At 67.6% G+C, this 15,075-nt stretch carries 17 protein-coding genes; 8 read left to right on the top strand and 9 right to left on the bottom strand.

The genetic code is table 11. The features are described from left to right. Positions 1-1,002 carry a type I glyceraldehyde-3-phosphate dehydrogenase gene (gap, locus tag AB6807_RS10845; RefSeq protein ID WP_116911667.1) on the top strand — a complete coding sequence of 334 codons (1,002 nt, stop codon included), beginning with the start codon at positions 1-3 and terminating at the stop codon, positions 1,000-1,002. Between the two features lie 73 nt (positions 1,003-1,075). On the opposite strand, the gene AB6807_RS10840 is transcribed toward gap, so the two are convergent. From AB6807_RS10840 to AB6807_RS10830, 3 genes are all read right to left on the bottom strand, one after another. Further along, positions 1,076-1,696 (bottom strand): hypothetical protein, encoded by a 621-nt coding sequence (locus tag AB6807_RS10840; protein ID WP_371084536.1) that lies wholly within the window; start codon positions 1,694-1,696, stop codon positions 1,076-1,078. Between the two features lie 33 nt (positions 1,697-1,729). After that, positions 1,730-2,311, bottom strand: coding sequence for a hypothetical protein (locus AB6807_RS10835; protein WP_371084535.1), 582 nt, complete (start codon positions 2,309-2,311; stop codon positions 1,730-1,732). A gap of 248 nt (positions 2,312-2,559) precedes the next feature. Next, positions 2,560-2,868 carry a putative quinol monooxygenase gene (locus AB6807_RS10830; RefSeq protein WP_116911665.1) on the bottom strand — a complete coding sequence of 103 codons (309 nt, stop codon included), beginning with the start codon at positions 2,866-2,868 and terminating at the stop codon, positions 2,560-2,562. A gap of 154 nt (positions 2,869-3,022) precedes the next feature. Between AB6807_RS10830 and AB6807_RS10825 the strand changes: the two genes are divergently transcribed. Next, positions 3,023-4,348 (top strand): Nramp family divalent metal transporter, encoded by a 1,326-nt coding sequence (locus tag AB6807_RS10825; RefSeq protein ID WP_116911664.1) that lies wholly within the window; start codon positions 3,023-3,025, stop codon positions 4,346-4,348. Here the strand turns inward: AB6807_RS10825 and AB6807_RS10820 are convergent. Beyond that, positions 4,335-5,273: a LysR family transcriptional regulator gene (locus AB6807_RS10820; protein ID WP_371084534.1), complete on the bottom strand. Its 939-nt coding sequence runs from the start codon at positions 5,271-5,273 to the stop codon at positions 4,335-4,337. The two genes, AB6807_RS10825 and AB6807_RS10820, sit on opposite strands and share 14 nt — an antisense overlap. A gap of 134 nt (positions 5,274-5,407) precedes the next feature. On the opposite strand from AB6807_RS10820, the gene AB6807_RS10815 reads away from it, so the two are divergent. From AB6807_RS10815 to AB6807_RS10805, 3 genes are all read left to right on the top strand, one after another. Then, entirely contained in the window at positions 5,408-6,499 is a 1,092-nt protein-coding gene (locus tag AB6807_RS10815; protein WP_371084533.1) for a tartrate dehydrogenase, read from the top strand. Positions 6,500-6,599: 100 nt separating this feature from the next. Beyond that, entirely contained in the window at positions 6,600-7,637 is a 1,038-nt protein-coding gene (locus AB6807_RS10810; RefSeq protein WP_371084532.1) for a Bug family tripartite tricarboxylate transporter substrate binding protein, read from the top strand. A gap of 127 nt (positions 7,638-7,764) precedes the next feature. After that, on the top strand, positions 7,765-8,055 hold the full coding sequence (locus AB6807_RS10805) for a YciI family protein (RefSeq protein ID WP_116911660.1): 291 nt from the start codon (positions 7,765-7,767) through the stop codon (positions 8,053-8,055). A 37-nt stretch (positions 8,056-8,092) separates the two neighbouring features. Here AB6807_RS10805 and AB6807_RS10800 read toward each other — a convergent pair whose 3' ends face one another. Together AB6807_RS10800 and AB6807_RS10795 are read right to left on the bottom strand one after the other, a co-directional pair. Further along, a complete protein-coding gene (locus AB6807_RS10800) occupies positions 8,093-9,205 on the bottom strand; it encodes a pirin family protein (RefSeq protein WP_371084531.1) in 1,113 nt (370 codons plus the stop codon). 178 nt (positions 9,206-9,383) lie between these two features. Beyond that, entirely contained in the window at positions 9,384-9,800 is a 417-nt protein-coding gene (locus tag AB6807_RS10795; RefSeq protein ID WP_371084530.1) for a VOC family protein, read from the bottom strand. Between the two features lie 168 nt (positions 9,801-9,968). On the opposite strand from AB6807_RS10795, the gene AB6807_RS10790 reads away from it, so the two are divergent. Beyond that, the gene (locus tag AB6807_RS10790; RefSeq protein WP_371084529.1) at positions 9,969-11,549 is read left to right on the top strand and encodes a CHAD domain-containing protein; all 1,581 of its coding nucleotides are present in this window, start codon (positions 9,969-9,971) and stop codon (positions 11,547-11,549) included. Here the strand turns inward: AB6807_RS10790 and AB6807_RS10785 are convergent. Continuing rightward, entirely contained in the window at positions 11,546-12,391 is an 846-nt protein-coding gene (locus tag AB6807_RS10785) for a DUF6216 family protein (protein ID WP_371084528.1), read from the bottom strand. The two genes, AB6807_RS10790 and AB6807_RS10785, sit on opposite strands and share 4 nt — an antisense overlap. Positions 12,392-12,404: 13 nt before the next feature. After that, positions 12,405-12,881, bottom strand: a complete 477-nt coding sequence (locus AB6807_RS10780; protein WP_371084527.1) for a peptidylprolyl isomerase — start codon at positions 12,879-12,881, stop codon at positions 12,405-12,407. A 96-nt stretch (positions 12,882-12,977) separates the two neighbouring features. Here AB6807_RS10780 and AB6807_RS10775 point away from each other — a divergent pair, with 96 nt between their 5' ends. Both AB6807_RS10775 and AB6807_RS10770 read left to right on the top strand, forming a co-directional pair. Continuing rightward, positions 12,978-13,718, top strand: a complete 741-nt coding sequence (locus AB6807_RS10775) for a DUF433 domain-containing protein (RefSeq protein ID WP_371084526.1) — start codon at positions 12,978-12,980, stop codon at positions 13,716-13,718. Further along, positions 13,715-14,131, top strand: a complete 417-nt coding sequence (locus AB6807_RS10770; protein WP_116911656.1) for a hypothetical protein — start codon at positions 13,715-13,717, stop codon at positions 14,129-14,131. The genes AB6807_RS10775 and AB6807_RS10770 overlap by 4 nt, the downstream gene beginning before the upstream one ends. On the opposite strand, the gene AB6807_RS10765 is transcribed toward AB6807_RS10770, so the two are convergent. Continuing rightward, positions 14,121-15,062: a LysR family transcriptional regulator gene (locus AB6807_RS10765; protein ID WP_371084525.1), complete on the bottom strand. Its 942-nt coding sequence runs from the start codon at positions 15,060-15,062 to the stop codon at positions 14,121-14,123. The two genes, AB6807_RS10770 and AB6807_RS10765, sit on opposite strands and share 11 nt — an antisense overlap. Positions 15,063-15,075 lie beyond the last annotated feature (13 nt).

Here is a 15,075-nt window from a genome sequence, read left to right as displayed (position 1 = left end):
ATGGCTATCAAACTCGGTATCAACGGCTTCGGCCGCATCGGTCGCAACGTGCTGCGCGCAGCGGTGCAGAACTTCAAGAACGACATCGAAATCGTTGCCATCAACGACTTGCTCGAGCCCGACTACCTGGCCTACATGCTCCAGTACGACTCGGTGCATGGCCGCTTCAAGGGTGAAGTGACGGTCGAAGGCAACACGCTGATCGTGAACGGCAAGAAGATCCGCCTCACGCAGGAGCGCGACCCCGCGCAGCTGAAGTGGAACGAAGTCGGCGCCGACATCGTGCTCGAGTCGACCGGCCTCTTCCTCACGAAGGAAACCGCGCAGAAGCACATCGACGCGGGCGCCAAGAAGGTGATCCTGTCGGCACCGTCGAAGGACGACACCCCCATGTTCGTCTACGGCGTGAACGACAAGAAGTACGCCGGCGAAGCCATCATCAGCAACGCCAGCTGCACCACCAACTGCCTGGCCCCGCTGGCCAAGGTGCTGAACGACAAGTGGGGCATCAAGCGCGGCCTGATGACCACCGTGCACGCCACCACCGCCACGCAGAAGACGGTCGACGGCCCGAGCAACAAGGACTGGCGCGGCGGCCGCGGCATCCTGGAAAACATCATCCCGTCGAGCACGGGCGCGGCCAAGGCCGTGGGCGTGGTGATTCCCGAGCTCAACAAGAAGCTCACCGGCATGAGCTTCCGCGTGCCGACCTCCGACGTGTCGGTGGTCGACCTGACCGTCGAACTCGAGAAGGAAGCCACGTACAAGGAAATCTGCGCCGAGATGAAGGCGCAGAGCGAAGGCGCGCTGAAGGGCGTGCTGGGCTACACGGAAGACAAGGTGGTGGCCACCGACTTCCGCGGCGACCCGCGCACCTCCATCTTCGACGCCGAAGCCGGCATCGCACTGGACAGCACCTTCGTGAAGCTCGTGAGCTGGTACGACAACGAATGGGGCTACTCGAACAAGTGCCTCGAAATGGTGAAGGTCGTGTCGAAGTAAGGCTTCGCGGCTTGAATGACAAACGCGCCCTTGGGCGCGTTTTTTCATGGGCGGCCTGACCAGCTTGCGGCGCTCACCGCAACTTCTCGTCCCTGCGAATCTCGCTGCTCAACTGCGTGGTCAACCGCGTCGCGGCCCTTCGCGCGGCGAGCCCGAAGTCGCCCTTGAACTCCCCGAACTCCGCCGTGCCGTTGCCCGTCGCCTTCACGCGCGTGAGCTCTTTGCCCGCCGCGTCGGTCACCACGCACGACACCTCCGCGGTGAACGAGGTCGGCGGCCAGCTGATGAAGGACGACGAGCTGGAGTCGGTCCTGATGCGCGGCGCGAACACCAGCGACACGCCCGCGGCCTCGTTCGCCTTCGCGTCGCCGGCGGTGCGCAGCACCACCACGTCGCGGTACACGGCGCGCAAGGCATCGCGAATGGACTTCTCCAGGTCGCGGTACGGAAAGTAGCTCACGCGGTCGCCGCTGCCGCCGGGGGTGACCACCTCCTGGTCGCGGTCGGCGTCGGTCATCACGTAGGCGACCTTCTTCGGGAGCAGGTGCGCCTGCGAGCGCGGCGGCGCGGTCTCGGTGATCATGGTGATCGGATGCACGCAGCCCGCGAGCAAGGCCGTGAGCAACACCGCGGTTGCGGTGCAAGCCGCGAGCGCACCACGCCGTGTCGCGGTCATCGGAAGGGCAATGGACATCGGGATCGCCTCCAGGGCAGAGAGGTCAATGGATCAACGACCGATGGCGGCCACGAACTGCGGGTCGGCATACATCTCGCGCAGCAGCGCACGCACCAGGCGCGGGTAGGCGGCCTGCCCCGCGGGCACGGCGACGATGCTGGCGTAGCTCGAATCGAAGGCGGTCTTCGCGCTGTAGGTCTTGCGCAGGCGCTGCATGGTGGTGCCTGTGGTGCTGCCCGCAGTGCGGCCCGCGGTGTCTCGCGTGACGGTGACCTCCACATCCATGCGGCCGCTGCCGTTGATCACGCCCAGGTCGATGTCGTTGACCACGATGCGCGCGGCGATGCGCGTGGGCGCCTTGGGGTCGTAGACGGCAATCTCGCTCAGGTCGCGCATCAGCGCGTCCTGCAGATACTGCGCGAAGCTGCCGCTGGGCGACACCAGCCGGGCGCTGCGCAGGCGCACGGTGTTGAGCTTGTCTTCAGTGTCGGCGGGCTGGGCCTTGGCAAGGGCCACCATGCCGGGGCGCGTGGCCTCGAGCCGGTCGAGCGTTTCGTAGTCGGCCGCGTACGGCGGCGCAAGCAAAGGGGCGCAGCCGGTCAGCAGGACGGCCAGGAAGGCCAGGAAAGCCATATGGCCGCCAGCCGGTGCGCGGGACGCCATCGGCACACGCCAGCGCCCACCCCGCGAACGAAAGATCGCCATGGCTTCGGTCCCTCTCTCCACGTCTGTCGCGTGGCCCCGGATTGCATGCATGGTGCTTCCGTGGTGCGTGCTCCCGGCGCGAAGGTAGCACGCATCGCGGCGCGCGCGAAGACGGAGTTGCGCGCGCTACGGGAACCGGTGGGACCGGCCGAATCGGCTGAACGGGCTGAGCCGATTCAGACCGGCTCGAGCACGTGGATCAGCTTGCTCTCGACCAGGTCCTTGGTCTTCGCGCCGTGTTCCTTCATATGCGGCGCGACGGCGTGGGCCTGCAGGTGCGCCAGCGTTTCCCACTTCTCGATCACGACGAAGGTCTCGGGGCCGAAGCTGGCCTTGGAGGTCGGCACGCCCTGCGCATCGACCGCGGCGCCGTACTCGATGCAGCCCGCCTCGGCCAGCACGGCCGCGCGGTTGGCGGCGAAGGCTTCGAGCAACGGAGCGCGCTGGCCGGGCTTGGCGGTGATGACGGCAACGACGTGGATCATGTGAAGGGTCTCCAGGGTGTGTAGGAATTCGGACGATCGAATCTAAGAGATTTCACGCCGCCGCGCAGAGGGCGCCGGTCCGGTCCGCGACAACGACACGACAACCCTCGAGAACGCTCGTCAAGACGGCGGCCTTGTCCCTATCATCGCCCGCATGTTCTTCCCGCTTCCCCGCACGGCCACCGCGCCTTTCTGCCCGTCCGAAGTGAAGGGCAGCGTCGCGGTCCCGCAAGAGCTGCCCTTCTTCAAGAAGCTGATGCGCTACGCGGGCCCCGGCCTGCTGGTGTCGGTCGGCTACATGGACCCGGGCAACTGGGCCACCGACATCGAGGCCGGCTCGCGCTTCGGCTACGGCCTGCTGTTCGTGGTGCTGCTCGCGAGCCTGGCGGCCATGCTGCTGCAGACGCTGTGCGTGCGCCTGGGCCTGGTCACGCAGAAGGACCTGGCGCGCGCCTGCCGCCAGCACTACCCGCCGCTGGTCAACCGCCTGCTGTGGCTGGGCGCCGAGCTGGCCATCGTGGCCTGCGACCTGGCCGAGGTGCTGGGCAGCGCGCTGGCGCTGCACCTGCTGTTCGGCGTGTCGATTCCGGTGGGCATCGCCATCACGGCCTTCGACACGCTGCTGGTGCTGGGCCTGCAGGGCGCGGGCTTCCGGCGCGTGGAGGCCATCGTGCTCGGGCTGGTGGGCACCATCGCGGCCTGCTTCATCGTCGAGCTGGCGATGGCGCCGCCCAACTGGTTCGGCGTGGCGATGGGCTTCGCGCCCAGCCTGGAGCGGCTGCACCAGCCGGGCGCGCTGTACCTGGCCATCGGCATCGTGGGCGCCACGGTGATGCCGCACAACCTGTACCTGCATTCCTCCATCGTGCAGACCCGGCTCGTGGCCGACACCGACGCGGCGCGCCGCGAGGCGGTGCGCTTCTGCACGCTCGACGCGGTGGTGTCGCTGTCGCTCGCGCTGCTGGTCAACGCGGCCATCATGGTGCTGGCGGCCAGCGCCTTCCATGCCACGGGCCACCGCGAGGTGGCGGAAATCGACGACGCCTACCGGCTGCTCGAACCCATCGTGGGCAGCGCCTTCGCGGCCACGCTGTTCGGCATCGCGCTGCTGGCCTCGGGGCAGAGCTCGACCTTCACCGGCACCATCGCGGGCCAGATCATCATGGAAGGTTTTCTCGACCTGAAGATCCCGTGCTGGCAGCGCCGGCTGATCACGCGACTGCTGGCGCTGGGCCCGGCCTTCCTGGGCGTGTGGTGGTTCGGCGACGGCGGCGTGGGCAAGATGCTGGTGCTCAGCCAGGTGGTGCTGAGCTTTCAGCTGCCGTTCGCGATGTGGCCGCTCATTCGCTTCACGAGCCGGCGCGACATGATGGGCGACTTTGCCAACGGCCCGGTGCTCAAGCTGCTGGCCTGGGGCCTGTTCGGCGTCATCAGCGCGGCCAACGTGTGGCTGGTGGCGTCGGTGCTCAGCGGCGGTTGAGCGCGGGCTCGGCGTCGTCCTTGCCGAGCGCCTGCGCCATGAAATCGACAAAGGCCCGCACGCGCGCCGAGAGCTGGTGGCGCTGCGGGTACACGGCGTGGATGTCGGCGTCGGGCGTGCGGCAGTGCGCCAGCACCTGCACCAGCCGGCCGCTGCGCAGATAGCGCGCAATGTCCCACTCGGCGCGCATCAGGATGCCGTGGCCGTCGAGCGCCCAGTTGACCGCGATTTCCCCGTCGTTGGTGCTCAGCGCGCCGCGCGTCTTCACGGCCTCGGTGCGCTGCGCCGTGCCGCGGCCCGTGCTCAGGCGCCACATGCCGTAGGCCTCGTCGCCCTGGCGGATGCCGATGCAGCGGTGGTGCGTGAGGTCGTTCGGCACCTTGGGCGTGCCGGCGCGCGCCAGGTACGCGGGCGACGCGCACAGCAGGCGCCGGTTCGACGCAAGGCGCCGCGCGATCACGCGCGCCTCGGGCGGCGCGCCGAAGCGGATGCAGACATCGAAGGCGTCCTCGGTCAGCGGCGGCGGGTTGACCGACAGCTGCAGCTGCACCTCCACCTGCGCGTGCCTGCGCACGAACTTCGAAATCAGCGGCGCCACATGGCTGCGCCCGAAGCCCAGCGTGGCGTTCACGCGCAGCAGGCCCTGCGCCTCGCCCTTGGCGCCGCCGAGCTGCTGCGCCATGTCGTCGATCTCGCCGAGGATGCGCCGCGCGCTGGCCACGTAGAGCTCACCTTCGGGCGTGAGGCTCATGCGCCGCGTGGTGCGGTTGACCAGCGTGACGCCCAGGCGGGCTTCCATCTGCGCGAGCCGCTTGCTCACGGCCGGCGTGCTGATGCCGAGTTCGCGTGCCGCCGCGCTCAGGCTGCCGCAGGCCGCGAGTGTGGAAAAGAAGCCGAGGTCGGCGGGCTGGACGGGCGATGTCATGGCCGCTCCACTGTTGAACTGAAGTTAAGGATGGATTCACTTTGGGCGTGAATCGTTCGGCCCGTCGAATCCTACAGTGGCCCTGTCCAACCAAGTTCCACAGCACGTTCCACAGCACATTCGAAGGCACATCCATGAGCAACTACAGCATTGCCACCATTCCCGGCGACGGCATCGGCAAGGAGGTGATCCCGGCGGGTCGCCAGGTGATGGAGGCGCTGGCCGCGGCCTCCGGCGGCGCCTTGCAGTTCAGCTTCGAGGACTTCGGCTGGGGCGGCGACTGGTACCGTGCGCACGGCGAGATGATGCCGGCCGACGGACTGGACGCGCTGCGCGGGAAAGACGCGATCCTGTTCGGCTCCGCGGGCGACCCGCACATCGCAGACCACATCACGCTGTGGGGCCTGCGCCTGAAGATCTGCCAGGGCTTCGACCAGTACGCCAACGTGCGGCCCACGCGCATCCTGCCGGGCATCGACGGCCCGCTCAAGCGCTGCGCGCCGGGCCAGCTCGACTGGGTGATCGTGCGCGAGAACTCCGAAGGCGAATACGCTGGCGTCGGCGGGCGCGTGCACCAGGGCCACCCCATCGAGGCCGCCACCGACGTGAGCATGATGACCCGCGCGGGCGTCGAGCGCATCATGCGCTTCGCCTTTGCGCTGGCCCGCTCGCGGCCCCGCAAGCTGCTCACGGTGGTGACCAAGAGCAACGCGCAGCGCCACGCGATGGTGATGTGGGACGAGATTGCGCTGCAGATATCCAGCGAGTTCCCCGACGTGCGCTGGGACAAGGAACTGGTCGACGCCTGCACCGCGCGCATGGTCAACCGCCCGGCCACGCTGGACACCATCGTGGCCACCAACCTGCACGCCGACATCCTCAGCGACCTGGCGGCCGCGCTGGCGGGCAGCCTGGGCATCGCGCCCACCGGCAACATCGACCCCGAGCGGCGCTACCCCTCGATGTTCGAGCCCATCCACGGCTCGGCCTTCGACATCATGGGCAAGGGCCTGGCCAACCCGGTGGGCACCTTCTGGTCGGTGGTGATGCTGCTGGAGCACCTGGGCGAGACGGAGGCCGCGCGCCGCGTGATGGCGGCGGTGGAGCACGTCACGGCCAACCCCGCGCTGCACACGCGCGACCTGGGCGGCAGCGCGACCACCGAGCAGGTGACGCGCGCGGTGTGCGAGTACATCGCGGGCGAGCCGCTGCGGCTGGCGGCCTGAGCCGCTGCAGCCGCACGACCTGCACGACCTGCACGAGCGACCTCACGGTATTCGCGCGCCTCGATGCGCGCACCACGACAACAAGACGGAGACAACAACCATGAACGCTTCCTTCGAGGCGCGCCGCCGGCGCGCCGTGCGCCGGGCGACCTTGCTGGCGCTGTCGCTGGGCACCACGCTGGGCATCAGCTTGGGCCTGGTCGCCACCGCCCCGGCCTTCGCGCAGCAGCAGCCCGCGGCCTGGCCCGCGCGGCCCATCAGCCTGGTCGTGCCCTTCCCCGCCGGCGGCACCACCGACGTGCTTGCGCGCGCGCTGGCCGACAAGCTCTCGCAGTCGCTGGGCCAGCCGGTGGTGGTCGAGAGCAAGCCCGGCGCCGGCGCCACGCTGGGCGCCGACTACGTGGCCAAGGCCAAGCCCGACGGCTACACGCTGCTGATGGGCGCGGTGCACCACACCATCGCCACCAGCGTCTACAAGAAGCTGCCCTACGACTTCCAGAAAGACCTGGCGCCCATCACCGTGGTGGCCATGGTGCCCAACGTGCTGGTCGTCAACGCGGCCCTCACGCCCGCGAAGAACGTGGCCGAACTGGTGGCGCTCGCCAAGGCCGCGCCCGACAAGCTGGCCTACGGCTCCAACGGCAACGGCACGGCGCAGCACCTGATCGGCACGCAGTTCCAGGCCAGCACCGGCACCACGCTGCTGCACGTGCCCTACAAGGGCAGCGGCCCGCTCACCACCGACCTGCTGGGCGGGCAGGTGGCGATGTCCTTCGACACCATCACGCCGGTGCTGCAGCACATCAAGGGCGGCAAGCTGCGCGCGCTGGCCGTGACCACGGCGCGCCGCTCGTCGGTGCTGCCCGACGTGCCCACGCTGGAAGAAGCGGGCCTGAAGGGCTTCGACATCGGCACCTGGTTCGGCGTGCTCGCGCCGGCGGCCACGCCGAAGGAGGTGGTGGCGCGGCTCAATGCCGAGATGGTGAAGATCATTCGCTCGCCCGATTTCGCGCAGCGCATGCAAGCCATCGGCGCCGAGCCGCTGGGCGGCACGCCGGAAGAAATGGCGCGGCAGATCCGCGATGAAACCGCCAGGTTCGCCAAGCTGGTGAAGGACGGGGGCGTGGCGATCGAGTAGACCGGCTGGCCACGCGACGACATGGACGCAGCCGTTATGCAGGGCGTTGCGTCGGTTACCGGTGCGCACACTTTGGCGCAGGCGGCAGCCCCTAGGATCGGAATTCCCCGCACTTCCGCCCTCCGCCATGTTCATCGTCACCCTCACCTACGTCCGCCCGCTCGAGGAGCTCGACGCGCTGATGGACGCGCATGTCAGGTGGCTCAAGAAGCACTACGCCAGCGGCCTGTTCGTGGCCTCGGGGCGACAGGTGCCGCGCAAGGGCGGCGTGATCCTGGTGCGCTCGGGCGACCGCGACGCGCTGGACGCCGTGCTGTCGCGCGACCCGTTCGTGCAGAACGGCGTGGCGCGCGCGGAGGTGCTCGAGTTCATCCCGAGCATGACCGCGCTGGGCGCCGAGGTGCTGAAGACCCTCTAACTTCTCTGGCTCCTCTGGCGCCCATCGACCAACGGACTCAGGCCGTCGGCACTTCCTCGCGCCCGCCCGGGTGCCTGGCGAAGCGCGTGGTCTCGCGGCCATGCACCGGCGCCGTGTCGTCGAAGGGCCAGCCGCCGAACTGCGTGCGCCGGTAGTCGGCCATGGTCTGGCTGATCTCGGCCTGCGTGTTCATCACGAACGGGCCGTACTGCACCACCGGCTCGGCAATCGGGCGGCCCTGCAGCACCAGGAACTCGCTCGCCTCGTCGGGCCCGTTGACCAGCTCGACCTCCAGTTCCGCGCGCAGCTCGATGGCCACCGGGCCCTGCACGCGCTGGCCGCCGACCAGCGCCGTCGCGCCCTTGAAGAAATACAGCATGCGCCGCGTGCCCTCGCCGGTGGCGGCGGGCAGCGTCCATTGCGCGCCGGGCGTCATCTTGATCGTCCAGATCGCCACGTCGGCATCTGCCTGCGCGGCCCACGAGTCGGGCGGCGGCGCCAGCGGCTGGATGGGGGCCTGGCCGTTGGCAGCGTCGCCGAGCTGGCCCGCGATGACCGCGACGTCGGTGCGCCCGCCCTTGGCGTCGTCGGACGCGAAGCGCGGAATGTCGTCGGACCACAGCATCGTGAAATGCGGCTCGGCCATCTTGCTGCGCGCCGGCAGGTTCAGCCAGATCTGGAACAGTTCCAGCGGGTTGGGCGCCTTGGCGTCGAGCAGCGGGAACATTTCCGAATGCACGATGCCCTTGCCCGCCGTGAGCCACTGCACGTCGCCGCCGCCGAAGCGCGCGGTGGCGCCCAGCGAGTCCGAGTGGTCGACCAGGCCCTTGCGCACGATGGTCACCGTCTCGAAGCCGCGGTGCGGGTGCGAGGGAAAGCCCGGCACCGTGTCGCCGTGGTACATGCTCCAGCCGTCCTTGCGGCTGAAGTCCTGGCCGATCTGGCGGCCGGCCAGCGGCGCGTCGGGGCCCATGCCGGCGTTGCCGCGCGGGTAGGCGTCGTCGTGGTACACGCAGAACAGGAAGGGGTCGATGGTCTGCCAGGGGAAACCGAGGGGCGCGACCTGCAGCACCGGGCTGACGGGGCCGGCGGCACCGGTGGGGCCAGTGGAACCAGTGGGGCTCTGCACTTTGTTGTTGTCTTCGGACATGTAGCTGTTCCTTTCCATGGGGGGCATGGCCGATGGTGCCTTGCCAGTGGAAGGAATGTCGGGGCGCCGCCGCTTTCCGGTAGGTGCCTTGCCTGCAACAGTGAAGAGCGCGTATGGAACGATGGGCATCGTGCCGCCGGGGTGGTCGGGCCTCTGTGGACGGTGGCCTGCTGGTTGCCTACTGCTTGGGCATCTCGACGTTCGGGTCCATGAACACCAGCTCCCACAGGTGGCCGTCGATGTCCTGGAAGCCGTGGCCGTACATGAAGCCGTAGTCCTGCGGCTCGCGCGCAATGGTGCCGCCGGCCGCCTTGGCCTTGGCCACCAGGTCGTCGACCTCGGCGCGGCTCTCGCACGAGAGGCACAGGAGCACCTCGGTGGTCTTGCCGGTGTCCGCGATGGCCTTGGTGGTGAAGGTCTTGAAGAAGGGTTCCACCAGCAGCATCACGTGGATGCTGTCCTTCTGCACCACCATGCAGGCGGCGTTGGCGTCGGTGAACTGCGGGTTGAAGGTGTAGCCCAGCGCGGCGAAGAAAGCCTTGGTCTTGTCGAGGTCCTTGACGGGGAGGTTCACGAAGATCTGCTTGGTGGCCATGGTGCGGTCCTGTGTAGGTGAAGGGAATGAAGGGTGAAGGAGGTGGTTTTCCGGCGTGTTGTGTACACCGTCCACAAAAGATATCAAAGAAAATGTACGGCGTCCACATGAATTTTCGGCGAGGGGGTTTTGCTGTCTTGGCGCGCTGGGCGCGGGCATCATGGGCGCATGGAAATCGAGTTCAAGTTCTGCATCCCCGCCGGCCGCCTGAAGGCCGTCGAAGCCGCCCTGAAGCGCGGCGCCGTCCAGCGCACCCGCCTGCAGGCCCGCTATTTCGACACCGCCGACCTGCGCCTTGCCGCCCATGGCGTGGTGCTGCGGCTGCGCAAGGAAGGCCCGCGCTGGGTACAGACCGTGAAGGCCACCGGCGACAACGCGCTGCACCGGCTGGAGCACAACGTCGACCTGGGCACCGGCAGTGCGGCGCCGCAAGTCGACCCGCAACGCCACCAGGACACGCCCGTGGGAGAGCGGCTCGCGAAGCTGCTTGCGGCGAGCGACGGTGACGACGGCGCTGGCACTGGCCCGGGTGCGCTGGTCGAGCGGCAATCGACCGACATCGTGCGGCTCACGCGCGACGTGCGCGTCACCGGGGCGGGCGGTGCCGTCGTCGAGATGGCGCTGGACGTCGGCAAGGTCGTCGCGCACGCCGGCACGCCCGAGCAGCGCGAGTCGCCCGTGTGCGAGCTGGAACTGGAGCTGAAAAGCGGCGACGTGCAGGGCCTGGTGTCGCTGACGCGGCGCTGGTCGCAGCAGCACGGGTTGTGGTTCAGCACCGTGTCGAAGGCCGAGCGCGGCGCGCGCCTGCTGGCCGCGCGCGAGCAGGTGGACGCCGTGAAGGCCGAGCCGCCGCGCTTCGCCACGCAGCACCCCGACGGCCGCGCCATCCAGCAGGCCGTGGTCGCCGCGTGCCTGGCGCAGATGCTGCCGAACGCCAGCGAGATCGCCGCGGGCAACGCCGACCCGGCGGACGAAGAGCAGGTCCACCAGCTGCGCATCGGCATCCGCCGGCTGCGCACCGCGCTGCGCGAACTGGCGCCGCTCGATACGGATTCAGCGCTTTTCAAAGCCGCCGAGTGGGAGCCGCCGCTGGTCGAGGCCTTCCGCGCGCTCGGCGAACTGCGCGACCGCGAGCAGGTCGTGAAGCTCGCGCAGCCGCGGCTGCGCGAAGCGGGCGCACCGGAGTTCGATCCGCTGGCGGGCGACGCAAGGAGCGATTCCGAGGGCACCTCGCCGCCTGCTTCCGCCGGCGATGTCGTGCGTGCCGCGGCGTTCCAGAATGTGCTCGTGTCGCTCATCGGCTTCACCGCCTTGGCACCCGCGGAAACCGCCGCGGTCGATGCCGATGACACGCGGCGCCTGCTGCGAAAGCGCCTGCAGAAGCTGCACAAGCAGGCGGTGCGCGATGGCCAGCGCTTCGAGTCGCTGGACACCGAAAGCCAGCACCGCGTGCGCAAGCGGCTCAAGCGCCTGCGCTACTTGGCGGAGTTCGTGGCGCCGCTGTTCGAGGGGGAAGACAAGGATGCCGCCGAGCGCTACCTGAAGGCGCTGCGGCCCGCGCAGGACGCGCTGGGCGAGTTCAACGACGAGGCCGTGGCGCTGGCGTTGTACCGCGACGCGGCGCAGCACGATGGGCGGGCATGGTTCGCGGTGGGCTGGTTCACCGCGCGGCACGCGGGGGGCGCGAAGGCGTGCCGCAAGGCGCTGGCAAAGATCGAGGGTGCGCCGAGGTTCTGGAAGAAGGGCTAGCTTTCGAAGTCGAAGGCCAGCTGCGAATCAGGAACCGACGGATTCAAACGGCGATTGAACAGCTTCTGCGCCGAAACCCCTGAGACCCACGAGAAAAAGCTCATCCACGAAAGCACCAGGGCAATCACGATCAAGCGCAAAACTGCCCAGCGCTGGTCGTTCAAGGCGGTCTTGAGATAAGCCGTTGTTTCACTGTGCTTCAGCACGTCGCAAAGAACATCGACCTCCTGCTCCGTAAACGAGCTGCGAGCCGCGTTTGTGCTTGCTGGACGCGAGCAGTCCGCCACTTTCAGAGCATGGGGGCCAAACGGAATCGCGGATCCGAGCGCGCCAAGTTCTGTCGTCGTTGCGAAGAAATGCCGCCCGGTTGCATTCAGCGTCAGCAAGGTCTTGTCGAAGACCAAAATTCCTGTGCCGGCAACCACGACGAACCAGCAAAGCAGCAGCCGAGCGAGTCTGAATCGCTGCTTCCACGTGGAGGGCAACTCATGGCCTTTGATCTGACGGGTCTCGGCATCGAAAAGATCGCCGCAAAGGCGCAGCCTGTACATCTGCACGTCATTGGACCTGGCCCATCGGATCAGTTCGCGGGCCTTTTCTAGCGAGGAGACCTGCACGCCTGCAAGCATGCGAAACGACAGGAGACTCGCCTCCTCTTCGACGAACGCCTTGATCTCCGGATCGGCAATTTCTTGTTTGCCATGAACCAGTTGCCACAAGCGGCGGACGACGACCTGGCGCGAGCCCGCACGCAATATCGCCCAGGCAAATGCCGCTGCGACCAAAAGCGGCGCAGCAAGACTGAGAGCCTGCGCGAGGCTCGAAATCGCCGCGGAATCCATCTCCGGCTATGAATCAGTGATGGTGCCCGTGCGCCCCATGCACATGCTTGTGCTCGATTTCCACCGGCAGCGCCGCGCGCACATCAGTCACTTGCAGGCTGAACTTCAGCGCCTTGCCGGCCCAGGGGTGGTTGCCATCGAGCAGCACGACCGGGCCCTTGATCTTCATCACGGTGAACACGTGCTCGGTGCCGTCGTCCAGGCGGCCTTGCAGTTGCCCGCCGATCTTCACGCCCGGCGGAAACTCGGCCTTGGGAATGCTGCGCACCAGCGCTTCGTCGCGCTGGCCGAAGGCGTCTTCGGGCGAGAGGTTGACCACGGTCTGGTAGCCCTTCTCCTTGCCGTCGAGCGCTTCCTCGATCTTGGGCAGCGTGTTCTCGTAGCCGCCATGCAGGTAGGCCATCGGCTCGGGGCTCGCCTCGATGAGCTTGCCCTGGACGTCGGAAACTTTGTACTTGATGGTGACGACGGTGTCTTTTTCGATTTTCATGGGGAGGCATTTTCGTTCGAACTGCGAACCAGTGTTCCTGTCGGTGTTCATGCGCTTTCCGTTCGCCGGACCGTGCAAGGCCTCACGAAATGCTGTATGAAAAAACAGTATCCGCGCGAGGTTAAGAACTACACTTTCCGCCACATGGTTGCATCGAATCTGCTGGACACGGGAATCTACTCACTGGGTCAAGCCGCGCGCTTGATCGGTGTGGAAACTCGCGCAGTTCGGCGGTGGATGCGGGGACATCGATGGAAATACGGTGAAGGTCACCGCTCCACGCCTCCCCTGTGGAAAGCCCAACTGGCAGACGCCGATTTCGATGAGCCGGCCATTGGCTTCCGTGACCTGATGGAGTTGCGCCTTGTGCGCGCATTCACCGACGCGGGTGTGAGCCTCCAGGTGATCAAGGCCACCATCGAGGCGGCGCGCGACAGTTGGCACATGGACTATCCGCTGACGACGCGGCGCTTCCTGACGGACGGAAAGAAGATTTTCGAATCCGCGGTCGACGACGCGGGCGATGAGACCCTGACCGATGTGCGCGCACGCCAGATTGTCTTTATGCACGTCATCAAGCCATCGCTCTACACAGGCATTGAGTACGCGGGCAATGTCGCTCGCCTTTGGACGCCGTCCGGAAACAAGGGCGTCGCCCTGGACCCCTCGCGCCAGTTCGGCACTCCCATCGTGGTGGGCCCGAGCATTCCCACCGACACGATTTTCGATGCCTTCATTGCGGAAGGGCGCGATCGCAAGGCGGTCGCGCGGCAGTTTGAAATAGAACCGAAGCATGTGGACATCGCGGTGCGGTTCGAGGAGCGACTACGAGCTTGAAGTTCTTTTTCGATGCGAACCTGTCGCCGCACTTTGCACGTGGCGTCGCTGGACTGTGCGGATCCATCAAGGACGAGGTCGAGCAGGTCGTGCATCTGACGGATCTCTTCAGCTCCGACGCGCAAGACGTCGATTGGATCGGTGCGCTGACGCAAACGGGGCCGTGGTGCATCGTTTCCATCGACCGCTTCAAGAAGCACCACAACGCAGAGCGCGAAGCCTTGCGCAAAGGCGGGCACATGGTCTTCGTGCTGGAAAAGCAATGGAGTGGGCAGCCCTTCTGGAGCAAGGCCGAGCGCCTGGTCGGCTGGTGGCCTCAGATCGTGGCCCAAGCCCAGCTCCAGGCCGGCGGCATGTTATCGGTGCCGTTCGCCCACCGTTCTGGCGCCAAGTTCAAGGCCATCAAGTTGTAGCGCGACGAGCTCCGGTGGGCGCGGGTGCTTCAGACAACACATCCAACTGCCCCAGCTTCCCAACCACCAATTCAATAAACGCCGACACCGCCAACGGCAAATGCCTGCGGCTCGGATACACCACGCTCAACCCCCGCCCCGTGTACCGGTACTGCGGCAGCACCCGCACCAGCAACCCTTCCTGCTCGTCGCGTGTCGCCATCGACGGCGGCAGTTGCGCGATGCCCAGGCCCGCCAGCGCGGCCTTGCGCAGCGCCTGCGCGGTGTTGCCGGTGAAGCGGCCGGTGACCTGTACTTCTTCTTCCGCCCCGTCCGGTCCCGTGAGCCGCCAGAGGGTGTGCCCCGCCGGGTGCGGCGGGGTCACGCAGTCGTGGGCCGCCAGGTCTTGCAGCGTGGCCGGCGCGCCGCGCCGCGCGAGGTAGCCGGGGCTGGCCAGCAGGCCGCCGTTGCGCGTGGCCAGCCGGCGGCCGATGTAGCCCGAATCGCGCAGCACGCCGCCGCGGAACGCCACGTCGATCTGCTCGGCGATCAGGTCGGCGGCGGCGTCGCTGAGCACGAAGTCCAGCTTCACCAGCGGGTGTTCGGCCAGGAAGTCGGCCACCCATTCCATCGGGAAGAAATCGAAAAAATCCGCCGGCGCCGCCACCCGCACCAGCCCGCTGGGCGCCTGCCCGCCGGCCACCAGTTCCTGCCCCGCCGCGACCAGCCCGTCGACCGGCCCGGCGCACCGCTCATGAAAGGCCTGCCCCGCGCTCGTGAGCGTCAGCTTGCGCGTGGAGCGCTGCATGAGCCGCGTGCCGAGCTGCGCCTCCAGCTGCTGGATGCGCCGGCTCACGGTGTTGGGCGGCAGCCCGAGCCGGCGGGCGGCTTCGGCAAAGCTGCCGTAGCGCACCACCTGCACGAACATGGCGATGTCGTTGAGGTCGAACATGGCGGCTTGATTC

It is taken from the genome of Variovorax sp. RCC_210 (assembly GCF_041355175.1).
Taxonomy (GTDB): Bacteria; Pseudomonadota; Gammaproteobacteria; order Burkholderiales; family Burkholderiaceae_C; genus Variovorax.
Note: the sequence above shows the minus strand (reverse complement) of the source record. Positions and strands in the feature narration are given on the sequence as shown.